Annotated in this window: 22 protein-coding genes; 12 read left to right on the forward strand and 10 right to left on the reverse strand. The window is 44.9% G+C overall.

All coding sequences use genetic code 11. The features are described 5' to 3' along the window. Positions 1-34: 34 nt before the first annotated feature. Positions 35-1,513 (reverse strand): 15-cis-phytoene desaturase, encoded by a 1,479-nt coding sequence (pds, locus tag F6J90_RS22710; RefSeq protein WP_293098604.1) that lies wholly within the window; start codon positions 1,511-1,513, stop codon positions 35-37. A gap of 236 nt (positions 1,514-1,749) precedes the next feature. Further along, entirely contained in the window at positions 1,750-2,112 is a 363-nt protein-coding gene (locus F6J90_RS22715; RefSeq protein WP_293098607.1) for a DUF4870 domain-containing protein, read from the reverse strand. Between the two features lie 366 nt (positions 2,113-2,478). On the opposite strand from F6J90_RS22715, the gene prfC reads away from it, so the two are divergent. Beyond that, the gene (gene prfC, locus F6J90_RS22720; protein WP_293098609.1) at positions 2,479-4,107 is read left to right on the forward strand and encodes a peptide chain release factor 3; all 1,629 of its coding nucleotides are present in this window, start codon (positions 2,479-2,481) and stop codon (positions 4,105-4,107) included. Positions 4,108-4,248: 141 nt separating this feature from the next. Here the strand turns inward: prfC and F6J90_RS22725 are convergent, their stop codons facing one another. Both F6J90_RS22725 and dapB read right to left on the reverse strand, forming a co-directional pair. Continuing rightward, on the reverse strand, positions 4,249-4,947 hold the full coding sequence (locus F6J90_RS22725; protein ID WP_293098611.1) for a phosphate ABC transporter permease: 699 nt from the start codon (positions 4,945-4,947) through the stop codon (positions 4,249-4,251). Positions 4,948-5,078: 131 nt separating this feature from the next. Then, positions 5,079-5,906, reverse strand: coding sequence for a 4-hydroxy-tetrahydrodipicolinate reductase (dapB, locus tag F6J90_RS22730; RefSeq protein ID WP_293018848.1), 828 nt, complete (start codon positions 5,904-5,906; stop codon positions 5,079-5,081). 347 nt (positions 5,907-6,253) lie between these two features. Here dapB and F6J90_RS22735 point away from each other — a divergent pair, with 347 nt between their 5' ends. Further along, entirely contained in the window at positions 6,254-6,580 is a 327-nt protein-coding gene (locus tag F6J90_RS22735; protein ID WP_293100702.1) for an STAS domain-containing protein, read from the forward strand. A gap of 563 nt (positions 6,581-7,143) precedes the next feature. Here the strand turns inward: F6J90_RS22735 and F6J90_RS22740 are convergent. Further along, positions 7,144-8,289: a SpoIIE family protein phosphatase gene (locus F6J90_RS22740; RefSeq protein ID WP_293098613.1), complete on the reverse strand. Its 1,146-nt coding sequence runs from the start codon at positions 8,287-8,289 to the stop codon at positions 7,144-7,146. Positions 8,290-8,852: 563 nt separating this feature from the next. Here F6J90_RS22740 and F6J90_RS22745 point away from each other — a divergent pair. Further along, on the forward strand, positions 8,853-9,347 hold the full coding sequence (locus tag F6J90_RS22745) for an ATP-binding protein (protein ID WP_293098616.1): 495 nt from the start codon (positions 8,853-8,855) through the stop codon (positions 9,345-9,347). A 527-nt stretch (positions 9,348-9,874) separates the two neighbouring features. Further along, complete coding sequence (locus F6J90_RS22750) at positions 9,875-10,072, forward strand: hypothetical protein (protein ID WP_293098618.1); 198 nt, start codon at positions 9,875-9,877, stop codon at positions 10,070-10,072. A gap of 2 nt (positions 10,073-10,074) precedes the next feature. Here the strand turns inward: F6J90_RS22750 and F6J90_RS22755 are convergent, their stop codons facing one another. Beyond that, positions 10,075-11,460 carry a cytochrome P450 gene (locus F6J90_RS22755; protein WP_293098620.1) on the reverse strand — a complete coding sequence of 462 codons (1,386 nt, stop codon included), beginning with the start codon at positions 11,458-11,460 and terminating at the stop codon, positions 10,075-10,077. Positions 11,461-11,863: 403 nt separating this feature from the next. Here F6J90_RS22755 and F6J90_RS22760 point away from each other — a divergent pair, with 403 nt between their 5' ends. From F6J90_RS22760 to F6J90_RS22770, 3 genes are all read left to right on the forward strand, one after another. Beyond that, positions 11,864-14,098, forward strand: coding sequence for a phosphoketolase (locus F6J90_RS22760; RefSeq protein ID WP_293098622.1), 2,235 nt, complete (start codon positions 11,864-11,866; stop codon positions 14,096-14,098). A gap of 119 nt (positions 14,099-14,217) precedes the next feature. After that, positions 14,218-15,780, forward strand: coding sequence for a cytochrome P450 (locus F6J90_RS22765; RefSeq protein ID WP_293098624.1), 1,563 nt, complete (start codon positions 14,218-14,220; stop codon positions 15,778-15,780). 55 nt (positions 15,781-15,835) lie between these two features. Beyond that, on the forward strand, positions 15,836-17,170 hold the full coding sequence (locus tag F6J90_RS22770; RefSeq protein WP_293098626.1) for an aminotransferase class I/II-fold pyridoxal phosphate-dependent enzyme: 1,335 nt from the start codon (positions 15,836-15,838) through the stop codon (positions 17,168-17,170). Positions 17,171-17,689: 519 nt separating this feature from the next. On the opposite strand, the gene F6J90_RS22775 is transcribed toward F6J90_RS22770, so the two are convergent. After that, a complete protein-coding gene (locus F6J90_RS22775; protein WP_293098628.1) occupies positions 17,690-18,274 on the reverse strand; it encodes an EF-hand domain-containing protein in 585 nt (194 codons plus the stop codon). A 105-nt stretch (positions 18,275-18,379) separates the two neighbouring features. Beyond that, on the reverse strand, positions 18,380-18,868 hold the full coding sequence (locus F6J90_RS22780) for a cupin domain-containing protein (RefSeq protein ID WP_293098631.1): 489 nt from the start codon (positions 18,866-18,868) through the stop codon (positions 18,380-18,382). A 386-nt stretch (positions 18,869-19,254) separates the two neighbouring features. Between F6J90_RS22780 and F6J90_RS22785 the strand changes: the two genes are divergently transcribed. After that, positions 19,255-19,782: a hypothetical protein gene (locus F6J90_RS22785; RefSeq protein ID WP_293098633.1), complete on the forward strand. Its 528-nt coding sequence runs from the start codon at positions 19,255-19,257 to the stop codon at positions 19,780-19,782. Here the strand turns inward: F6J90_RS22785 and F6J90_RS22790 are convergent. Together F6J90_RS22790 and F6J90_RS22795 are read right to left on the reverse strand one after the other, a co-directional pair. Further along, complete coding sequence (locus F6J90_RS22790) at positions 19,779-19,946, reverse strand: hypothetical protein (RefSeq protein WP_293098635.1); 168 nt, start codon at positions 19,944-19,946, stop codon at positions 19,779-19,781. The two genes, F6J90_RS22785 and F6J90_RS22790, sit on opposite strands and share 4 nt — an antisense overlap. A 16-nt stretch (positions 19,947-19,962) precedes the next feature. Beyond that, positions 19,963-20,127 carry a hypothetical protein gene (locus tag F6J90_RS22795; RefSeq protein ID WP_293098637.1) on the reverse strand — a complete coding sequence of 55 codons (165 nt, stop codon included), beginning with the start codon at positions 20,125-20,127 and terminating at the stop codon, positions 19,963-19,965. Positions 20,128-20,530: 403 nt separating this feature from the next. Between F6J90_RS22795 and F6J90_RS22800 the strand changes: the two genes are divergently transcribed. The 4 genes from F6J90_RS22800 to F6J90_RS22815 all read left to right on the forward strand — a co-directional run bounded on the left by F6J90_RS22800 (position 20,531) and on the right by F6J90_RS22815 (position 24,133). Continuing rightward, the gene (locus F6J90_RS22800; protein WP_293098640.1) at positions 20,531-21,007 is read left to right on the forward strand and encodes a hypothetical protein; all 477 of its coding nucleotides are present in this window, start codon (positions 20,531-20,533) and stop codon (positions 21,005-21,007) included. Positions 21,008-21,574: 567 nt separating this feature from the next. Next, entirely contained in the window at positions 21,575-21,904 is a 330-nt protein-coding gene (locus F6J90_RS22805) for a hypothetical protein (RefSeq protein ID WP_293098642.1), read from the forward strand. 102 nt (positions 21,905-22,006) lie between these two features. Beyond that, a complete protein-coding gene (locus F6J90_RS22810) occupies positions 22,007-22,585 on the forward strand; it encodes a Uma2 family endonuclease (RefSeq protein WP_293098644.1) in 579 nt (192 codons plus the stop codon). A gap of 495 nt (positions 22,586-23,080) precedes the next feature. Next, a complete protein-coding gene (locus F6J90_RS22815) occupies positions 23,081-24,133 on the forward strand; it encodes an LLM class flavin-dependent oxidoreductase (RefSeq protein ID WP_293098647.1) in 1,053 nt (350 codons plus the stop codon). The last annotated feature ends 23 nt before the right edge of the window (positions 24,134-24,156 follow it).

A 24,156-nucleotide genomic window follows, 5' to 3' on the forward strand; every position in this document is an offset into this window, starting at 1 on the left:
ACGTTGGAGATTGGAAGCTTTCAACTTTCATCCTTCAGCCCTCAGTACTGGCCCTTGGCATGGGTGAAGAGACTAACGGGGTGTCAATCTCTGCTTTCTGATTGCCGGCTAGTGGTTGAGCGCTGGTTTTTGAAAGCCGAGTGCTATTGTTATTTATTGCCTGCGATGTCAGCTTACCAGAAAGTACGGCTCCTTCCATACTTGCTAGGTATCGTTGCATAGTGTAATCCCCGCTTAGGAAGAAATTGGCAATGGGTGTTTCTTGGGAGGGACGGTGCTGTTGCCGTCCTGGGGTTGCCTTATATACCGAACGGGGAGTCTTAACCACGTGGTATTTTATCAGTTGAGCTGAGTTATCACTACCAAAATGGTTGGGAAACAGTTTCTCCAGTTCTGCTAGGGTGGCATTCACAATTTCGAGATCGGATTTGCCAATCCAATTTTTAGCAGGCGCTAAGACCAATTCCAACATTGAGCGGTCGGGATTGGCGTACTCTTTGCAGGTATTGCTCATGTCAGCATAGACACTAAGCAGGGGTGATCGGGAAAATAACAGATGGTCAATATCCGTCAGTTTGCGGTCAAACCACATCTGCAGGTTGATTACCGGTACTCCCTCTAGCCCATCCAGCTGTTTGAAAAATTCCATTTCACCCCAAGGTTTGGGTATCATCAGCTTCAAGGGGTCTACCGGCATAGCTGATACATAAGCATCCGCTGTCAGAACTTGATCGGGTGCTCCATTCAATCCCCGAATCAGGAACCCACTGACAGTGTTGTCTGAATTGAGTAAAAATTCTTTAACTGGGGCATTCAAGCGTACTTCTCCACCCCGCTGTGTGATATAATCAACTAGTGGTTGGCAGAGTCGCTCCGTGGGAGAACCATCCAAGAATGCCATCTTGGAACCGTTCTTTTCCTGTAGGAAGCGGTTAAGAGCAGTCAAGATTATAGTGGACGAAATTTCATCAGGCCCAATAAAGTTTAGTGCCTTAGACATGGCGATGAAGACTTCCTTCTCTACTCGTGGTGGTACGTTCTGTTTTTTCAGCCATTCGGAGAAGGAGTATTTGTCCATTGCTTCGACATACTTTTGCCCTTGAAGCATGGCCGGAATCAACCCTATCCCAAAGCGAATCTTCTCGGGCCAGGTCAGCATGTCGTTATTGCGCAGAATTGCCACCATCCCATTGAGGGGAGCTGGTAGATTCGGGAAGTCAAACCGAGAGTAAGTTCCGGGTTGATTTGGCTGATTAAAAATCATGGTGTGCTCTTTCCACTGCAGCCGGTCTTCAATACCCAGTTCTTTAATTAGCTGCAGCATATTGGGATAGGCACCAAAAAATATATGGAGACCAGTTTCATACCAGTCTCCATCTTGATCTTTCCAGGCTGCCACTTTACCGCCTAAAACATTTCGGCGTTCTAGGACAATCGGGGTGTGACCAGCGTCTGTTAGATATTTAGCACAGGAAAGCCCTGCTAGTCCGGCTCCAGCGATCGCAACTCGCATGTGATGGTAATACTGTAAATTTTTGGCTTAGGGGTGTTCTTTTAATTATACTTTGCATTTCGTTACATTTTACATCTGACGCCCAGGTTTTTCTGGGGGGTGGAAAGAGGGGGAAGTCCGGCACGAATGAAATTCTTTGGTCTGATGGCATCTTACTGACCTCCTGTAATACTCTTTCTGCAACCATGGCATGCTCCCCCCTGTTCACTCAGGTTCACTAAAACCCTAGCGCTAATTTAAATCACACGGAAAATAAATGGGTAGCGGTAGGATACATTGGGATCCCCAAGAATCTTGAGAATAGCCATAATCGGCAGTACCAAACTTAAAATAACTAATAAACCTAGGAAAGGCCAACCAATGAGGATAATAGTCAAAGCCCCAAAAATTACCTCATATAGCCAGACATTGAAGTGAAAATTAAGGGACTCTTTGGCATTATCTTTGACTACTTTATCATCGGAGATTAACAAAATAGCCACGGGAATTAACACGGATACAAATGAGGCACTAATGAAAATTGCTCCGTGACATAATGCTGATAACAGCTTGCGCTTGTCTGGGTCATAGTCGATGTTATTTTTCTGGTCATACACCATAATAGAGCTCCTTTATTTCGATAATGTATTCAATTTTACTTACCTATAATCCTAGCATTTATATCCCTATACTATAGGTAGTAAATTCCGTCCAAAATCAGGGATGAAATCACCACATTATTGATTAGTTATTATTTAGTATAATTAGCAAAAGTATAGAACATGGAATGGGAAAACGGGAATAGGTGAATTCGCCTCAGGGTTCGATTATCAAGACTAGTTTTGGACGGCAAGCTAATGGTCTATTAGTCACTATTAGTCATTAGTAATTTGTAACTACGAGCAGACTCTGGTCAATCATAAAGGACTAATAACCATAAAACTATGTCAGAATGTAAAGGAAAGTCCCCTATCTAGTCTTTTCGGATGTCCACTGAACTTGAGGCAGAATTGCTCAACGCTGTTGAACACCGCCGTAACTTTGCGATTATTTCCCACCCGGACGCGGGTAAAACTACATTGACAGAAAAATTATTACTCTATGGTGGAGCAATTCACGAAGCCGGAGCAGTGAAGGCACGGCGAGCTCAGCGCAAGGCAACCTCGGACTGGATGGAAATGGAGCAACAACGGGGAATTTCGATTACCTCGACGGTGTTGCAGTTTGCCTATGAGGACTGTCAGATTAATTTACTCGACACACCCGGACACCAAGATTTCAGTGAGGATACCTATCGCACTCTGGCAGCAGCTGATAATGCGGTGATGCTGATTGATGCAGCAAAGGGTCTAGAGCCCCAAACCAGGAAATTGTTTGAAGTGTGCAAAATGCGATCGCTTCCTATATTTACCTTTGTCAACAAGCTTGACCGTCCCGCACGAGAACCCCTAGAACTACTCGATGAGATTGAGCAGGAACTGGGATTACAAACCTATGGGGTAAACTGGCCGATTGGCATGGGCGATCGCTTTAAAGGAGTGTTTGACCGCCGAGGACAACAAATCCACTTGTTTGAAAGGACCGCTCACGGCTCCCGGGAAGCAAAGGATACAGTAGTTAATTTGGGAGACCCCCAGATTGAACAGCTCCTCGAACAAGACTTATATTATCAACTAAAGGAAGAGTTAGAAATTCTCGATGGTGTTGGTCCAGACCTGGATTTAGAGTTGATTCATTCCGGTCAAATGACTCCTGTGTTTTTTGGCAGTGCCATGACTAATTTTGGAGTGCAGCTGTTTCTAGATGCTTTTTTGGACTATGCCATGAAACCAGAATCTCGCCAATCCACAGTAGGCGAGATTCCTCCCACTTATCCAGACTTTAGTGGCTTTGTGTTCAAGCTCCAAGCGAATATGGACCCCAAGCACCGGGATAGGGTGGCGTTTGTGCGGGTGTGTACGGGTAAGTTTGAAAAGGATATGACTGTCAGCCATGCTCGTACTGGTAAAACCGTTCGTTTGTCAAGACCCCAAAAGCTGTTTGCTCAAGACCGAGAATCCATTGATGTTGCCTATGCGGGGGATGTGATTGGTTTGAATAATCCGGGGGTGTTTGCCATTGGGGATACGATTTACAACGGTAAGAAGTTGGAGTATGAAGGGATTCCTTGCTTTTCCCCAGAGTTGTTTGCTTATTTGAAGAATCCTAACCCGTCTAAGTTTAAGCAGTTCCAGAAAGGAGTCAAAGAGTTGCGGGAAGAAGGGGCTGTTCAAATTATGTATTCCGTTGATGAGTCGAAGCGGGACCCAATTCTGGCAGCAGTGGGACAGTTGCAATTTGAAGTAGTGCAGTTTCGCCTCAGAAATGAGTATGGCGTAGACACCAGGTTGGATATGTTGCCCTATAGTGTGGCTCGTTGGGTAGCCGGTGGCTGGGAAGCCTTGGAAAAGGCTGGGCGTTTGTTTAATACCGTGACAGTCAAAGATAATTGGGGACGTCCAGTGCTATTGTTTAAGAATCAGTGGAATTTACAGCAAGTCGCAGAAGACCATCCAGAGTTGGATTTGAATTCTAGCGCTCCTGTGGTGTCTGGTTCTGAACCCAAGTCTACATAGCATTTATCTGACGGGGTGATAAGCAGCCTTGTTAGCCTTACTGGGTGTGGGGTGTAGGGTATGGTTTCTAGTCAACGAATCCCACTACCCCTCTAGTTTCTAGAGGATCCTAGGCACGAACGAGCCCCACACGGTTAATCCTTAATAAGACCTTCGACGCCTAGAACTACGGGGACGTTGTCTCGAATAAGAGCGCTCTTCATCCCTCAATTTACGACTAACTTGGACAAAGACATCTCGTTGCACGTAAGGATAGTCATTTACCCAAATGTCTAAGCTAGGAATATAAATATCACTGGTCTGGGCAATCTTCCCTAAGTCAGGCTGATTGGACATAACCAACATCTGAGCAATTTGTCCAGGTGAAATATTTTTGTGGAGGCGTTCTAGGGGAACTTGCAGCTGACTTATAAATCCAGTTTCATCTTCCACTTCTAGATTTAACCGTCTCTCCCGGTGTTCCACAATTACCAACTCACCCCGCTGATTGACTTGTTCTTCTGTACCAATCAACTCCTCCGTCACAAATACATCCTCGATTCGACCCTGCCAGAAGCCACTATAGCCATATCGGCGCATCTTTAGGTTTCGCATACTTGCCCAATATACGGGACCCCACAACCAGTAAAGCCCTGCAGTGATCTCGAATAATACCCGGAAGGGAGCAAAACCTGAACCAAGCATCAAAGCTAAAATTAAAATCACCACAACTGCGATTAAAGAAATTAACAGTCGCCTTAAAAAATCTCGAAACTTGCCCCAGTAGTAGCGATACTGGAGCCCCGTGGCTAGGACGGGAACGATTTGTTCAAACTTCTGGCGAGTGATGGGAATTAGCATGGGTTTTGTACTTAGTTCTTAGTCCTTAGTCTTTAGTTACTTAGTATTTAGTATTTAGTTTTTAGATTTCTTGTGATTGATCTCAATTTTGACAAATCACGAATGACTAATGACTAATGACTAATAACTGGTCACAAAATTTTCTCTAACCCATATAGTAGACCCTTGAGCTGGGTAACTTTGCGAATCGCGAGCAGTACTCCTGGCATATAGCAGGAACGGTCGCTGGTGTCGTGACGTAGGGTGTAGATTTGACCAGGGGCACCGAAGATGACTTCTTGGTGAGCAATTAAGCCAGGTAAACGCACGCTATGAATCCGAATATTGTCTTCTGCAATACTTCCCCTGGCACCTTTTAGTTTTTCGGTTTCTTCCACCATTGCCGGATTATAGGTTTTACCTGCTCCAGCCATGCGTTGGGCGGTTTGAATGGCAGTACCGCTGGGAGCGTCGGCTTTTTGGTTGTGATGGAGTTCTATGATTTCTAAGTGGTCAAAGTATTGGGAGGCTTGCACAGCTGCTTGTTGCAGTAATGCCATACCAATGGAGAAGTTGGGGATAATTAGGCAGCCAGTGCTGGCTTTTTCAGCAAATTCTGAGAGGTCTTTGATTTGGTCGGGACTAAGACCAGTGGTGCCAACTACGGGGCGGACACCGTATGCGATCGCAGTTCGGATGTTCTCGTATATGCTATCAGGGTGGGTAAAGTCTACCATCACCCCTTGGGTTTTTTCTTGGGTAGCAAGAACTAGATTGGCTTGCAGGTCATTGAGAATGGGAATTTCAACTGGTTCGCACCCCGCAACTTCTCCGGCGTCTTGACCTAGATACTTAGGATTGGTATCGATGGCACCGATTAGGGTTATGTCTTGGGCTTGAGAAACAGCCTTAATCACCTCTCGACCCATTTTTCCGGCGGCACCGTTTACTACTACTGGAATGGGATTTGAATTGGACATGGTTTCAGGATAGTTTGGGGCTCTGCCAAGGGAATTCTAGTGTATACTGGGAGTTTTTGGGGGAGTGGGCTTAGGGGATGGAACCGTGAAGACCCGAGCGGACACCACGGATAGCACCAAGGGTAGATCGGTTCAAATCTTGCTTGTTGTGATCAGCCTGCGCTATTAGCCCCCAAATTCATCCCAAATTCAAGTTTACTATGCTCTTTATCGGTGAGGCTAATCCTGAAAGAAGCGATTAGTGCTGTAGTGGTAGGGTAGGGCGTGGGTCAGCATCTGGCTGAAATGAATTGTCACGGCTATACTAGCAAAGTCAGTATATGTTTGTAACTAGCTTAATTTGGTATATGAGTAGTGTTGTTAAAGTCGTTCAACCCACAGGCATTCTAGATGGTACAAAAGCTGGCGATTTTCGTCAAGAGGTTGCTGAGCTGGTGCAATCTAACGCAGATATTATTTTGATTAATTTTCAAGATGTTACTTTTATGGATAGTTCTGGTTTGGGAGCGTTGGTACTTGCTCTGAAAACTATTCGTGCTGCTGGGAGCAAGATGTATATCTGCTCAGTTAATGAGCAAATCAAAATGTTATTTGAACTGACCAGCATGGACAGAGTTTTTGAAATCTTTTCTACACGAGAAGATTTTGAAAGCGAGGTGCTTTCTACAAGATAATTCCAGGGAAGTCTATAGGGCGATCGCCGTTGGGCGTAGCCCTTTTCCTATCCTAGATTTTGTTTCCAGCTGTTGCGCATTTAAATTGGATATTATTCAGTTAGGAAAAAAACCCTCAAACCCGCTCCCCTGCTCCCCTGCTCCCCTGCTCCCCTGCTCCCCTGCTCCCCAGGTTCCCTGGTTCCCTGCTGTCAGAACAAATTTAAATGAAGACCAGCTTAATGAAGCTAGGAAGATGTTTTATGATAATTCCCTAAAGCTTGATTAATTCGACATAACCAACTATCCGACCATTGAGGAGTCAGGAGCTTCGATTCAGGAGCTTCGATTCATGATAATTGATTTTTCAGGAATTTTTCGACAAAATTGGCGAAAGAATCCACCAATCCTTCTTTATACTCCTACTAAGCTGGCTGAATGCTTCTGATGATTTACTGCCTTTCAGTCTCCTGTATTATCTTCAAAAGCTGCCAATTTTTGACATTGCCCATTGCCCATGGGTCCACGCTACGGGAACGGCCCATGCTACGGAAACTGAGGTTGATTAGTCCAGGGAAAGGTGTTCATACAAAATTGATTTCCAGTAACGATAAATCATCATCAAAATAGTGTTTAGGGTTCACGGCTTCCAGAGATTTCAAAATCAAATCTAGGTGACAAGCACCATTGTGATTTTGCTTACACTCTGCCAGTAACCTGATGAAGGGCTCAAGTCCCCAAACGTTCCCATTGGATTGGTTAATCTCGTAAATCCCATCGCTGAATATATATAGGGTGCTCGATTCAGTAATTTCACAGCACTGATCAATGTAATCGGCATCTGGGAACATACCAACGGGTAAGCCAGGGGTTTTTAGACGTTGTACTTCCATCAAGGAACCATGGGTCTGAGCAATTAATATTGCTGGTGGATGTCCTGCACTAGCATAGACCAGTTGACGCTTGACCTGGTTATATACCCCATACCAGACCGTGAAGTACTTATCATTTCGCTCAGTGATCTGGAAGGTTTGGTTCAACCCTCGTAGAACATCACTAGGTTGATAGTAGTTAATCGACTTTAGAGCCCGCGACCTGAGTAAATTTAGCACTGAAAGTGTGGGCAAGGCAGCTCGTAAGCCATGTCCAGCAGCATCCAGCAGATAAATTGCTAAATGCTCTGAGTCTAGCCAATAATAGTCAAAGCCATCACCCCCCAGTTTCCGGGAGGGAATAAATCGGGTGTCAATGGTCACCGATGGTTTGATCATCCGGTCTGGAAGAATCGAACTAACATACTCTGCTGCCTCTGCTAATTCTCCCTCCAACAACTGCTTTTGGTGCTGCAAATCATGACTTAGTTGGTGTAACCTCAAGCCAGCCCTGACTCGTGCGTTCAACTCTGCTATTTCGATCGGCTTACACAGAAAGTCATCTGCTCCAGCATCTAACCCCTCTACCCGGTCTTCAATGGAATTTCGAGATGTCACCAGAATAAATATGGTGGTTGAGAGTCCCGGCGTTACCTTGAGTTGACGACAGACGTCCAATCCATTCATACCGGGCATAATCCAATCGCAAATGACTAGCGCTGGACGTAACTTTTGTACCTGCACCAAACCTTCTTCGCCGTTGCTAGCTACAGCTACCTCATAACCCTGCTGGCAAAGGGTCCGTTTCAGTAACATTTGCATGGCTGGATCATCATCAATAATCAGAATTTGGTTCATGGCACTGAGCTTGTACAAATTACTGTAGGATTTATCAATACACTGACTTACAATCAGGACAGCAAGTAGATTCTAACCGGCTGAATTTCACGAAACCTTGATCAGACCCCAAGGTAAGTTAGACTGAGTTACTTTTATTGATGGCATTTCCTATTGGCGTATTGGATTTATTTGTTCTAACTTCCTTCTCTTGCACCGCTTCCGGTTTCTTCCCCCTTTTCGCGCATCTCAATCAATCTTTGCGATTTTGGGCAACGCCTTATAGAGGGCAAGACCCCCTAGAGGGCGAGACCCCCTGGCTTGATAGAAAACGGGAAAAGAAACCCCATTTGCCCCAATGGTTTTCCCAGTGCTTCTAGCAGAGCTTCTGGAAAAAATTTTCTTTGAAGGCAATTTTTTGAAGGCAATTGAGTATTAGTCCATGGTAGAGGGAGATATAAATCTAGGTTAAACTGGATTCCTTGATCTTAGAGTACCCTTTGGAGAGAATCAGGCTTCAATGTGGTTGATGTATGTGGTTGATGTATGTGGTTGATGTAAAAGATTTTGAGGAATTGAAAAAATTGAAAACATCTATCCAAGAATTTCCTAGCGAGCTTAAGGCGTTAGAAAACGCTTTGGGATGGTTTGACCAGTTCAAACCATCGTATGTTCGCCAAAAAGTCTGGTTGCAGTGCCAATTAGCTCTCGCTGAAGGATTTACCAATGCCGTTCGTCATGCTCACAAAGATTTGCCAGAAGAAGTTTCCATTGATGTCGAAGTTACTTTATTCCCCCAGCGCTTAGAGTTACGCATCTGGGATCAAGGCCCTCCCTTTGATTTAGAACAGCAGCTGAGAGACCTCAAGCAGCAAATGAACCCTCAATCTGGTGGTGGACGTGGCATCGCTATACTACACAAAATCGCTGATCATCTCAGCTATACCCGTACCGATGACAACCGGAACTGTTTGTTAATTGTGAAGTGTTATCAGGAATTGGGAAAGAGGGATTTACAGACTTTTTGTAAAGAAAATGTTAACGAGTCTCGATTACCAATTGTCAGACCGATGGATTAGGATGATCAGATTGGTGACCTCAGTGGCTGAAACTCTGATGCTGTGCTAGTTAGACTTTTGTTGACATTTATTTATACTCAGCCCTTGTAGAACACAAAATCTTTAATATTCTGAGTAATTCACTATTTTGTTTGGCAACACCATCATTAAACTCCAAGGGGACTCCCGTTATACCCGTATTAAGCAGCGTCTGGCACTGCCAGTAAGGGTTAGCGGGAGACGGGGCGTATAAAGTCCCGTGAAAACTAGGGATCCCCCCTAACCCCCCTTAGTAAGGGGGGGAGCGGACGCAGGTGACCCACACAGCCCCTTGGGAATTGGAGACTGGATCCGCTTATTGATAATCTTTGCTAAGATAAAGACATATTAATAATGCACTTAGTGGTGCAGGTTTGCGCGCAAGCTGAAAAGCCGCTGCATTAAGGTTAGACCAGAAAACAAGTAAGCTCAATGATTTGATCTGCTGAGTGATTAGGCTGTTTGGTTCAGCCGTTAAAAGTTTTGTACTATTAAGAATCCCAGCTCCTTTGGAGCCGCTACGCGAACGCTATAATCCCGTTCTGGAGCGCGATGGGAGTATCAAACCGGGTTTGGAAGAGTATGTTAGCAAAATGCGATCGCATCCAGCGGCCTTTTTCGGTGACCTTACTGGCGGCAAAGACTCTCGGTTATCACGGATAACCGTTTCTGTTGCTATGGGGCAATTACTGGGACAATTACTTTGATCCTAAATAGAATTTACGGTAGCAGGCTTTGGTGAATCCTTCGCAACACGTTGACCTGTCATCACCATAGGAACCCCATTTTCCGGAGCAATCACTAATCCACGACGAGCTGGTTTAATGATTTTGTCTTCTGCTAAGGCTAAGTGATAACCAGACAATACCTTAGCCAAAACCAGTTTCATTTCTAACATCGCCAAAGTAGCACCAATACAGCGTCGGTTTCCACCACCAAAGGGAAAATACTCATAGGCAGAGTATTGACGCTCAAGGAATCGTTCTGGTTTAAACTGATCGGAGTCTGGATAGAGGTCTTCTCGACGATGGGTTAAATAGGGAGAGGCAACAAGGCCAGTATTGGCCTGATAGTGGTGACCCATAATAGTAATTGGGGCTGTGGTAATGCGGGTGAAGATCAAAAACCCCACTGGGTAAATCCGCAGGGTTTCGTAGGCTACTGCTGTGAGATAGGGCAGTTGGGCAATGGCCATCGGGTCTGGATGATCCCCTAAGCTATCAATTTCCTCTAGCAGTTTTTGGCGCACTGTCGGTAATCGATGAATCCAGTAGAATGCCCAAGCTAAAGCGGTTGCAGTAGTCTCATGACCCGCAAACAAGAGAGTCATCAACTGATCTTGTAACTCTTGATCACTCATCAACTCACCATTTTCATCCCGAGCAGACATCATTAAACTGAGAATGTCATTGCCCATTAGCTCGGGTTGCTCTCGGCGCTGATTAATCTCTGCCTGAAGGAGGTTATAAATTTGCTGCCTACGCCGCACTATCTTGCCCCAAGGACTCCTTGGTCCTAAATCTCGTTGCAGGAACTTAAAATACAGCAGACTAGAGCGCAGCGGGGAAGCAGTCACATCTAGCATCGCTGCCAGCAGTAGCTTGAGTTTTTGGTAACGGGCTCCCTCACCGAGACCGAAAACTCCCTCCATGATTACCTGCATGGTAATGTCTTGCATGGCACTACGGGCAGTAAACCCTTTACCGATTACCCACTGACTCGCTACTTGCTGGGTAATATCACAAATCAATTGACTGTAGGAATTAATTCGTTCCCCATGAAAGGGAGGAATCAAGAGTTTACGCTGCCGCTGGTGGGGTTGACCATCGAGTAAAGTCATTGAGGTTTCCCCCAGCAAGGGTCGTAGCAGCTTATTTCGTTCACCAGACTTAAACTGGCTAGGAGGAGCGGTCAAGAGTTCCTGAATTGCTTGGGGATGGCTGAGGATGACTAACTGTCCCAAACCACTTAGGCGTATAGTAAATGTATCTCCATAGCGTTCTACACACTGATCCAAATACTTCAGAGGGTCAGCAACCCAATAGATTAACTGTAACCACTCAGGGATTTGAGGACCATCAGGCAATTTATTCACACTCGTTTTCCTCTGTTACTTTCTCAAGACACATTCATTGTCTAACCTAATTACCATATTGCAACAAAACCTTCGGTTACCTCATTACTATCAGAAATCCGCTTATTGAAAAGCTATAAATAAAATTAAGGGTAATCAAAAATAGTCGATTAATCTTATTCTGTTAGTCTCTGGGAATTAAAATAAAGCAAGATTTGATCTGAATCTCTACAAAACAGGTAGAACAATGGATCTAGAGTGACAGATTCTCAAGTAGCCTCAATAGTCGTCTCAATCAATGTCATCCATAAGACATTTCACTGGTTTAAAACCCAAATTTCGCCAATATACTAATTCCGCACTCAGCGAGCTGATTGTAATATTTGTTTATTACTCGTAATGATTAGAAAAGGTTTCTGACACTATGACAGTTGGTAGCAGGGTTCCGACATTCTGTCAAGGAATTCAGTATTTTGGCAACACCATACCGGGTTTTGATGCGGCTTTTGACCAATACGGGCAACAACCAGCGATCGCGAAGCGTGACGTTCCGTCAATCGCGTTGGGGCAAAATGCCATCGCATCTCCTGATGATCCAGCAGCTGTCTTCCAGACCTTACTGGCTGCTGATGCCCTACGCTACCTAACCCTGCACATCACTGCTAGTAAAGCGTCTGGTCATCCAGGGGGATTTGCCAGCATTGCGGACGGGATTGCAGCTTTGGTCATGCTGGGTTACAAAAACATTATTACTGAAGTGGGACACCATGCCCCTGGATTCTACAGTAACATGTTTCTGGATGGCTCCCTAGAGGAGATGGGTATTAAGACTGTAGAACAGATGGGGGAACGCTTCCGAGAAATGCACGGACTGCTCGGACACCTTTCTGGTCAAATTCCTGGACTCCTCAATCCGGCTGGTCCCCTCGGACAAGGGCAACACTTTGCCATGGCCGGGGCTTTGCTTCATCCAGGGGTACTATTCCCAGTTACCATTGGGGATGGGGGCTTGGGTGAACCTTATGTGATGAGCAGTTTTGGTCACTTCTCTACAGCCTATCCCCAGGTGACTAATTTTCTGCCCATCTTAGTGTGGAATGGTTACAGCCAGGAACACCATAGTATGGTTTCCACAAAGTCCAATCAAGAGATGATTGCATACTGGCAGGGCAATGGTTTCCAAGAAGTTATCTTAATCAATGCTAAGGATTACGATGATGCTGACCAACCTGGTGAGTATGTGGATAGCACTGAGTTTTCTTTGCAGAAGCGATTGGTATTTACCCAAGGGGTTTTGGAAGCTACGGATAAAGCGGCTAAATCAGCCTTGAGTGGTAAGTTAACGGTGCTGATTGTTAAACAACTCAAAGGAGCGGGAGTCCACAAACGGGGAGCCAAAGCTCACAATCTCTACCCAGGAGATACCCTGGAAAAAGATTATATTGTTAGTGCCCTTAAAGCTCGGGCGTTACCGTCTCAAGCCTGGGAATTAGTCAGGAAAAATTTTGAGCGTTCTGGAGGAGGGCCAGCCGCCCATACTGTAGTCACAGAAAAGGAATTTCCTTTGCCAGATTTAGGTGAATTACCTTTAGAGGAATTTGTGATTGACGGAGAGAAGAAAGTAGCGACTACAGCTATGGGAACGATAGTTGCTCATGTGGGGCAAAAAGACCCTAATTTTATTATCTCCAATGCTGATGGCAATGCTGCTTCTGGAATTAATAATATTAACCAAGCCTTAAAAATTATCCACCCTACCCCTGATGAAACGTACTTCCAAGGACCAAAAGGTCAGGTGTACGAACCTTTGAGTGAAGATGCTTGTGCTGGATTAGCGGTAGGGTTAGCCTTGTTTGGAGCTCGTACTCTGTGGTGTTCTTATGAATCTTTTGCTATTAATGGGTTACCCATTTGGCAAACCGTTACCCAAGCGATGGCAGAATTGCGACGTCCTACTCCCTCTACCATTACATTATTTACCGCTGGGGCACTGGAGCAAGGACGCAATGGTTGGACTCACCAGCGTCCTGAAATTGAAAATTACTTTGCTGCTATGATGCGCAATGGCAATATTTTCCCCTTGTTTCCCTGTGATGCTAATAGTATCCAAGTGTGTTATGAGTGGGCGCTGAGTACTAAGAATAAAGGAATTACGATTACTGCCAGTAAGTCACCCTTACCGGTGCGCACGACCTTTGAGCAAACCCGTCAAGCATTGCAAGATGGTGCAATAGTATTGCATGAAACTAAGGGCAGTAAAACCGTTGTGTTTGCGGTGATTGGGGATATGAGCCTGATCCCAGTGTTTGATGCTGCTTCGGATTTGGAAAACCAAGGGATTGGGGTGCGGATTGTTTCGGTAATCAGTCCCCGCCGCTTGTACCGTCCTGATGATACGGCTTGGAAAACCTGTACTGCAGCTGATGGCGGTTTCTTGGATGATCAGGGGTTTGAACAGCTGTTTGGTGGGGATGGGTTGATTGGTGTTACTGGTGGTACCAGTGCCATGCTGGAACCGATTATGTTACGTAGTACTTGCAAACGGGATGTGGTGGCTTGGAAGCGGGGTGAAACTGCTGGCAGTGCTGGTCAAATTATGGCGTTTAATGGTTTGACTGCTGAGGCTTTGGCTAAACGAGCCACTGAGTTAGTTAGTTAAAATTTTGTTGACTAGATTTTTTAGTGTAGCCCACGCCCTTCAGGATGGGGCTACACTAATCAAGCTCCCCTGTGCGAACCCAATAGTAAACGTTATCCTTGTTCAACTAAGGCGGATTCATGTTCCAAGAGATTGCTGCTCAGATTGCTATTTCCCCCTCCTTGCCCTATTTAGCCACAGCCCTAGGGATTACTAGCATAGCGGGACTACTGGGCTGGCGCTGGTGGCAACGCAAAAATACTTACAAATCTCTAGAGTTACTGCCCTGTCCTCCCAAACACTGGCTATTGGGAAATATTCCTCAGGTATTAGCAGCAGTTAAACAGAAGAAATTCTTCCAATTATTGTTTGATTGGAGCAAGCAGCTAGGCCCGATTTATGTTTTATGGATCGACCCTCCAATTCTGGTTTTGAGTCAACCAAAGGTGATAGAAAACACCATTGTGAATGGCATCAAAGATGGCAGCTTGGTTAGGTCTAAGCAATCGCGCCAAGTTTTGAACGACCTTGGTGGTGCTCCCGTTATGATCGGGGAAAACGGGAGTGAGTGGCAGTGGCGACGCCAGACTTGGAATCGGGAATTCAATTCCAGTGGTCTGTCCAAATACTTTGAGATTATTAACCAAGCCTGCGAACAAGTAATCGCCAAACTTCACCAAGATGCACCGCAAACAGAGGTAAAGGTCGATTTCCTGTTTGTGGAACTAACGATGAGGGTGATTTTCTGTTTAGTGCTCGGAATTCCTGTGGATGGAAAATCCTCTAGTTCTGAAGGTCCACCTCTCGATATTCTTAAGGCTTACGAGGCGATGTCTATTTTTGGATATCGGGTTCTACGGTTATTCAGTGGGGAGAAGATATGGATGAAATATTTGCCCACTAAGGCTTCACGAGATTACTGGAGAGCAATGGCATATTTAGAGGGTGTGATTGGTCCGAGAGTGGACTTAGCCTTGAAGATGAGAGCACAAAACCCGACTAATTGGGGGCAGGTAAGTCCAATGTTCCAGGAATCGATGTTAGTGAAAATAGCGGCTAAGGAACAAAAATACACTCGGAAAACACTGATAGCAGAAGCGATTGAACTCTTGGCTGCTGGTACTGATACCACAGCTCATACTTTATCCTTTGCAGTAGGAGAGTTAGCTTTAAATCCCAGGGTTTTTCAGAAAGCACAAGCTGTGGTTGACCAGAGTTGGCAAAGTAATGGTGGTATTAATACAGAAAGTCTGAAGAAATTGAATTACATTAGTGGCATTATCAAAGAAACTTTGCGCCTTTATTCCGTCGCCTCAGGTTCCACTTCCTTGGAGGCTGAACGTGATACCGTAATTGAGGGCAACTTGATTCCTCGTGGCACGATTATCTCCTGGTCAATACTTGGTGCTGGGCGAGACCCAGAGGTCTATAGCAATCCCAAGGAATTTTGGCCAGAGCGTTGGTTAGACCAGGGCAAGGGCAGCAGCCCACTTCCAATGATAACCTTTGGCTCAGGTTCTCATCGTTGCTTGGGAGAGCATATGGCCATGGTGGAAGCAACGGTAATGCTAGGAATGCTGCTCCGTTATTTTGACTGGGAGTTGGTCAATGGTCGTTCATCTGTTGAAGAGTTACAACAGAACCTTTTGATTTATCCGTCTGATGGAATGCCAGTGCGTTTTCAGGCTAGACCAACCTGCTGAATGTTTATAATCCCACTACACTAATCAACTTTACTATTAAGGAATTTCCTGGTTTATGAAATCACGTTCAACAGAAGAGTATGAATTATTTAGAAAACTTAAACGCTATCAAGGTCAGCTTGATCTGGGTCATTCAGATGCCCCTGAATATAAGAAGAAAGATCTAATGGTAGAAATGGAGAATTTATATGCATCTTACCCTGCCCAGTATTTAGTCGATTCTCATAAGGTAACTGTGCCAGAAAGTCTTGCTCATCTAGGTGCAGAAAAGATTTTTGGACTAATTCCATCTTTTCCTAAAATTGATCCGAAGTCAGTAGTTATTTTCCCTAAGACTTCAACAATTCTTGTTAAAATGTCGATTTTAGCATCCAAATATAGATTATTACAACAAATGGGAGGAAATGTTAAACCTATTACAGTCATTTATCCAGAAGGTAACTTTCGCTACAACCATAATATAGATATATTTTGTGGCACTACTCGGCATTTAGTAGAAGTTTGTCCTTCGAGTTTTAAGATTAAGCCAGACAAATTGGAAGAAGTCATTTGTACTGCAAAAAATAATGGATATCTAATTGCTGCTTTGATACTGGAAACCCCTAATAATCCCTGGTGCCAAATTTATAGTCGAGATGAGTTAAAAGAATTAGCAGAGGTCGCCCATCAACATAATATTCTAATCATTAATGATATGTATTTTTCAGGAACTGAAGCAATAGAAAATGACCAAGTTTCAGTGGCTAGTGTGAGTAGTTGCTCAGATTTAGTTATCACAACCTGTGGAATGCGAAGACAATTTGGAATTGACGGTATTGGCAAAGTAGGTTTTTTGACGAGTCAGAATGAGGCGCTTGTGAAGGAAATTAAGCGCTTTGTTGTTGCAGCACATATTCGTTACACCAATGCCGAGGTACTTACAGCTTCTTGGGCTCTAAACAAAAGAGACTTGACTGATCGTGAAGAATTGAGAAAAGAGTTAGAGATATTGAGGGCTAATGCTGAAGCTTTGCTGATGAATTCTGATTTATTTGCTATGGGAATGAAGATTATAAAGAGCAGCTGTGCAGGGCCTTTTGTCAATATTGGGTTTAACTCAGAACTAGAATCTAGGATGAAGATTTTAGGGATAGCGGATAGTTATAATTTGGGTGAATATTTTTCTCAAATTGGAAAGGTTACACTTTTACCTTTAAGCTCAATGTTTACAAAGAAAATTGGCTTTCGGGTAAACGTGACAAATATTTCGGAGTATAAAGCAGGATTAGCCTGTATGCAGGCTACCATTGAAAAGATTAACAAAGGAGTTTCTTATCTTTCTTTAGAGACAGAAATAAATCAAGAATATGAGATTTTGAGACAAGGTTATCGTCCTTGGGAAGGTATCTAGGTCTGAAAGTATGGCGGTTCAGATATCGATGATATGTAAGTATTCAGCCGTCAGCCGTCAGCCGTCAGCCGTCAGCCGACAGCCGACAGCCGACTTAACTCAGCATTATTCGAATGCTTACCTGTTTTATTCAAAATGCTTTCCTCATCAATAAGCATGTGCATAGCCCATAAGCTGTTCGCTTATGGGCACGCTTGGCCTTTGGCCAATGGTTGACTGCTGAATGCTTAGATGGGCTTTGACTCAGACTTTCAATTTGATCAAGTCTCAAACTGTTAAATTTGACCGTTTGCGCGTAGCGCATATGCTTACGAGTAAGTTAACTGGCTTTCTGTGACGAGTATTGGGAATGCGATTCGGCAAAGCCGACGCTACGCGATCGCATCCTTGTTTTATGTATGGCTATTTGCGGATTAGAAGGGGCTTTGAGCCCCTCACCCCTGAATTTTAGGGTCGAGCAATGAAACAGCCGTGCCTGCCAGGGCAAACTGATCTTGTTGGGTAATGACTCAAACAGTTCTATTGATCGACCAATACCCCATAGGGAAGGGGAGAGTTGCTTTGGTTGCTGGTGTGTTCAAACCAGTAGACTCTATGACTTTCGACGAACTCAGCGCGGCTGATGGAACCGGACCCATCTAAGTCAATGCTGTCGAAAGCCTGGTCGGCGGCCTCAGGTTTATCTTCCCCGCAGTATACTTGCAGGTATTTACGGTACTCTTCACGGGATATCTTTCCAGAGTGATTGGTGTCGATCAGATCGAAGAAGAGTTCGTTTTTGTGTTTAGCTACTTCCCGTACTTTATCTGGCAATTGAATCAACGATACAGTCTTGGCAGCGTTGGGGATGAACTCATCTTCGTTAATCTGAGTGTAACTATCAATGGGAGCTCCTCCGGCGACAAAATACTGAAACAGAGAGCGGCACATCCCACGAATTTCTTCAGATCTTGATGGATCACTTTGAAGTTGGATCATGCGCTCCGCGATCTCTTCGTAGTCGGATAGGGTCAAGACCCCATTTTTGTCAACATCCATAAGCTTGAAGTAAGTCTTCATCTTGGTAACCCAAACACTGGATGACAAAAACTCTTGTGGAGACATTTCTGCTTATAAAAAATCACACAATATTAATAACTATATATTACCATAATATAAACTTAATTAGAGTTAATTAATACTAATAGCGCTAATTAATGCTTAAGATAATTACTGCTTAACATAGGGGGCTAGCTGATCCCAGAGGTGAGGAAATTCCTGGCGGAAAGCATCAGGCTCAGCAATCTTCATATCACGGTATTCAAAGCCTGGTGCAACGGCTTCCCCAAGGAGTCCAAATTCGCCATCTTCCAGGAATGCAGCTTTCCAGTAGCCACCAGGAACAAGGAGTTGGGGCGTTTCTCCGTTGGCCAGATTCATCCCTAGTTTAAACTTTTGCAAGGTTCCGTTGGGATGAAGGACTAGATAGATCACCGGAGAGCCTGCATGGAAGTAGTGCATAATGTCAGACTTATTGATGTGAAAGTGATCAATAGGACGATCATCTGTAAGAAGATAATATATAGAAGTCAGCACTGCCCGTTGCTGCCCCTCTCTATCAGTTTCAATAATCGTGTTGGAACGATAAGTTTCGGTAAAATAGCCTCCCTCAGGATGCATTTCCATGCCCAACTTTTGGATGAGGTCATGTTTGTTCATTATTTACAGCACTTAAATGTATTCAGTCTATCTGACTATATTCAATTATTCCCATTGAACTCTTAAAAAACACATTTTGAAGGGTGCATCTCAATCCATGCTGTTTGACCCGGTGGGTGGAACGGGCATCTTGCCCGTTACAATCGGACGGGCTCTCTCAACCGATGTCAAGAGGGGGAAAATCAAGGGGAGCCCGTCTTATCAAGCACCCTACCCCACTTCCCGAGATTATGGGTATTCAATTGGGTAACCTATGGGATCATATACCCAGTCATGCCCCTGACCCCTAACAGGTCTCCTGAGCTTAACGGTAAGGTATGAAGACCATGTTAAGCTTATAGATTAATAGGCTCTCGACCACTATCTTATCATAGGCACGGACAACTATGCGACCTGATTTGCAGGACTTGGTGATTTCAGAGGATTATCTAACCAATTTGATTGGGGAGAAGCCAGAGCGAGTCAGACGTTTTTTCCTAGAGAAACCAAAAGAACCAGGAGATTTCCTGATCAAATTGGGTAGAGGTACCTTTCTATGGCTGAAATATAAGGCAGTTAGACGGCTGGTGAAAGAGGTGGATCGATACAATACGGTGATTAGAGCTGTAGACATTAATGATCAATTGGAAGAAGCTGGGAATCCAGGTGTTGGTCTCAGTAATCGGGAGCGAGTGCTCGAAGCCCTTAGGGTGATGAAAACGGATTTAGTGCGTGCCTTGAAGACAGAACGAATTCTCAGGGAGAATAAGCAGTTTATTACTAAGAATCCTCAGCTATTTACTACTAATTTAACCACCTTGACGGCTCTGCACTTGAGTGATCAGGCCAGTGAGTATGGACGAGTTTTAGATCAAGCCTTGCAGGTGGCAGTGGGGGTACAAGAGGAAATGAGAAAATTGCAGAATCAGCGTTAGGGGCTATATTTTAGGGAGTGGGGAGTGGGGAGTGGGGAGTCGGGAATAGGGAACAGGGAATAGGGAACAGGGAATAGAGAAAAATCCGGCGTTGCTGAATCTTCCAATGAATAGGAGTAGAGTGGGCATCCTGCCCGCCCGGAAATTAGGAGTAGAGTGGGCATCCTGCCCGCCCGGAAATTAGGAGTAGAGTGGGCATCCTGCCCGCCCGGAAATTAGGAGTAGAGTGGGCATCCTGCCCGCCCGAAAATAAGCATGAAACTGGCTTGATGCCAGTTCCACCCCTGATGCCCATTCCACTGAATAGTAGTAGAGTGGGCATCCTGCCCGCCCGAAAATAAGCATGAAACTGGCTTGATGCCCATTCCACAGCAAGATACCCATTCCACAGGTGCGACCCGTGGCGAATTTAATTCTTAATGGGTCAAGCGCACCTGATAGTTATGAACAACACTGTAAGCCAACAAATATAGAAGTGATAGATTCTTTAGTTAAAGAATAAAAGCAACTGATTATTGCTGTTATTAAAAAGCGATAATAATAAATTATTTTCCCCCTTCCCTACTCCCTACTCCCTACTCCCTACTCCCTTGAATTACCGTCAATAACCGGGTTGGCGGCGTAAGTCCTAAGAGTAGTAGTGCGATTCCATAATTTACTGGGAATTCTAATCATAGATGGCAAAAGCATAGGTCTGGCATGACGCTTCATTGTCATTATCCATTTAGAGAATTAAAAGCATCGTACAATGCCTTATCAAAATATTACCGGTACTCTTTCCGAAAGAGATGTCCAGGAAATCAAAACCGCCCTACAAACTATTGAAGAAAAGCTGCCTTTCTTAATTAATTTAACGGCTGAGGAACGACGCACCATTTTGAAGATGGGTTCAAAAAGTCTATCGTTTGTTAATAATAGCCTCACTGCTGCCCAATCTAACCCCAAGGTTCTACCTGCTAGCTTTGACCTAGAAGAGTTTGCACGGGACTATCAGCTAGCCGTTGCTCTGACCGATGTCTTATTCCAACTCCGACAATTGACTGAAAAGGTCGATGATACCTTAATGGCAGTCAGCTCTGAGGCTATGAACAGCGGTCTACAAGTTTATGATTACATCAAGATGGCTGCAAAAAGGACTCCCGGTCTAAAAACCATTGCCGAGAGTTTAGGGAAACGCTTTAAAGTTACTCGCTATAGATCTACTAAAGCCAATTCTCAGGCTTAGTTTCCAAAAAGGCTTGCGGTCGAGCCTCTGAGGGTCGTGATTGAGCCTCTGAGCCTCCCTAGGGGATCCTCTGGGCCTCGTGATTGAGCCTCTGAGCCTCCCTAGGGGATCCTCTGGGCCTCGTGAACGAGCCTCTGAGGGTCGTGATTGAGCCTCTGAGCCTCCCTAGGGGATCCTCTGGGCCTCGTGATTGAGCCTCTGAGCCTCCCTAGGGGATCCTCTGGGCCTCGTGAACGAGCCTCTGAGGGTCGTGATTGAGCCTCTGAGCCTCCCTAGGGGATCCTCTGGGCCTCGTGAACGAGCCTCTGAGGGTCGTGATTGAGCCTCTGAGCCTCCCTAGGGGATCCTCTGAGCCTCGTGATTGAGCCTCTGAGGGTCGTGATTGAGCCTCTGAGCCTCCCTAGGGGATCCTCTGGGCCTCGTGAACGAGCCTCTGAACCTCGTGAACGAGCCTAATTTAGAATTTAGAATTTAGAATTTAGTGGCTAGTGGTGCTTTAGGAACCGGCTCGCCCTGATTTTCTCGGTAGCCAGTGTTGGGACAGTCGGTCCGATTGTAACGGGCAAGATGCCCATTCCACGCCTGATGCCCATTCCACGCCTGATGCCTATTCCACCCACCAGGTCAAACAGCTTTGAGGAGATGCACCCAGCCACAAGCGCGATCGCATTTTGGGTTTCTTGGTCTGTTCCTAACCTTTCCCCCCATCCAAGAAAACAGTTGTGGAATTGGATCACTATGAATAGCTCTGGCTATAGCTTCCGATATCCACAGCGGTTCTGTCACAAGCCCTATTCTTTCTTCCCACAATGGGATCCTCTGGGCTTCGTTTATACTATATGTAAGTGTTGCGCTATTAATCCCCTGTTCAAGATAGATGCGATCGCTGTGGGCTAGCATAAGGCTAATCGCGAAAGCGCAACCCTGAAGTGCTTATGGTCTACAGCGGGTCGAAAGACCATAGCATTTCTGGTTTATTAACTATTTAGGATAATTGGGATGACAACAGTATTAAATCTAGAGCCCATTACCACTCTGACCAGAGAGCAGTTTTATCGCTTGTGTGAGGCTAATCCTGATTTACAGCTTGAACGTTCACCCCAAGGTAAATTAATTATTATGGCTCCTTTAGGCGGAGAAAGTGGAAGGATTGAGGCGAATCTGATTGGTGATCTAATTATTTGGAATCGTCAGACTCGGTTGGGGGTTGTCTTTAGTTCTCAGACTGTGTTTAGTTTACCAGGTGGTGGCGATCGCTCTCCGGATGTAGCTTGGGTAGCCCTGGAACGATGGAAAGCATTGAGTCAAACAGAAAGAGAAGGTTTTCCACCGATTTGTCCCGATTTTGTGATTGAGTTGCGCTCACGGACAGATCGATTAAAGCCCCTACAGGAGAAAATGCAAGAGTATCTAGCCAGTGGCTTGCGTTTGGGTTGGTTGATTAATCCCCAGGATAAACTGGTAGAAATTTATCTGGCAAATCAACCTGTGGAAGTAGTAGCAATGCCTGTAATGTTAACAGGAAATGAGGTGTTACCGGGGTTTAGTTTAGAATTGATAATGAAGAATGAAGAATGAAGAATGAAGAATGAAGAATGAAGAATGAAGAATGAAGAATGAAGAATGAAGAATGAAGAATGAAGAATGAAGAATGAAGAATGAAGAATGAAGAATGAAGAATGAAGAATGAAGAATGAAGAATGAAGAATGAAGAATGAAGAATGAAGAATGAAGAATGAAGAATGAAGAATGAAGAATGAAGAATGAAGAATGAAGAATGAAGAATGAAGAATTTGGCGTTGCTGAATCTTCTTTTGAATAGGAGTAGAGTGGGCATCCTGCCCGCCGGAAGGTTGTAACGGGCAAGATGCCCGTTCCAGGCAAGATGCCCGTTCCAGGCAAGATGCCCGTTCCAGGCAAGATGCCCATTCCACAGCCAGATGCCCATTCCACAGGTGCGACCCTTTTGCTACTTGTATCAATGTCCTAATTTTAATGCGTCGTGCTATACATATTGAAGCCACCATCACTGAAAAGTAGCGATCGCATTTTTAGCTTTAAACCCTAAAAATAATGGAATTTGGTTTAGAGTTTTTTCCCGATGTTAGCCCTCAACAGAAGTCAGGAGCCCAGTATTTTAAGGAAGCTCTCGAGCTGGTCAGTCTGTGTGATCAACTCGGTTATACTAGTATTAGAATTGTCGAACACTACTTCCACCGATATGGCGGATACAGCCCTAATCCCATCGTTTTTCTGACTGCTGCATCCCAACAAACTCAAAAAGCTCGCCTGATCACTGGAGCGGTTTTGCCTGTCTTCAACAATCCACTCAAATTAGCTGGAGAAATTGGTATGCTCGATGCCATTTCCAACGGACGTCTGGAAGTTGGCTTTGCCCGTGGATTTCTTCCCCATGAATTTGCCCGATTTGGCATTGATTTGAACGAGAGCCGCAGCCGCTTTGAGGAAGGGATGGAACAGGTACGTTGCCTGCTCGAACAAGAAAATGTGACCATGGAGGGTCAGTTTCATCGCTTTGAAAACGTTACCTCTTTGCCTCGTCCTACTCAAACTCCCCGTCCTCCTTTCTGGGTAGCTGCTTTGGCTACCCCCGCATCCTTTGTGGCTGCTGGTCACAAGGGTTATGGCATCATGGCAATTCCTTTGGCCGGTGGGAAAATGGCGGAGTTAATTAAGCTATATCGAGATGCCTGGAAGTCGGCTGGTCATCCAGGCCAGGGTCGGGTAATGTTGGCTTTTCACATGTTCTGTGCCCCAACCGCAGAGAAAGCGATCGCAATTGCTCGTCAACCCTTGAACGACTATTTGAAATCTTTGGTAGAAGCGGCTTCTGATTGGTTAATGGATACCCATTCGGCGGACTATCATAGCTACGACAAAATTATTGCTGGACTAAAGCAAGAAACTTTTGAATCTCAGGTAGAGAAGGGAGCTGCTTGGATTGGTACACCTGAACAATTGCGGAAGACTATCCGTGGCTACTATGAACAAGTTGGGGGCTTTGACTTGGCTTCTATGCAGGTTAACTTTAACACCATTTCCGTAGAAAATGCTGCCGCTTCGATGAGGCTTTTTGCTAAAGCAGTGATGCCCTATTTTTGTTAAAATGGATTTGATTCAATTTAAAT

The sequence above is a fragment of the Moorena sp. SIOASIH genome (assembly GCF_010671925.1).
Taxonomy (GTDB): domain Bacteria; phylum Cyanobacteriota; class Cyanobacteriia; order Cyanobacteriales; family Coleofasciculaceae; genus Moorena.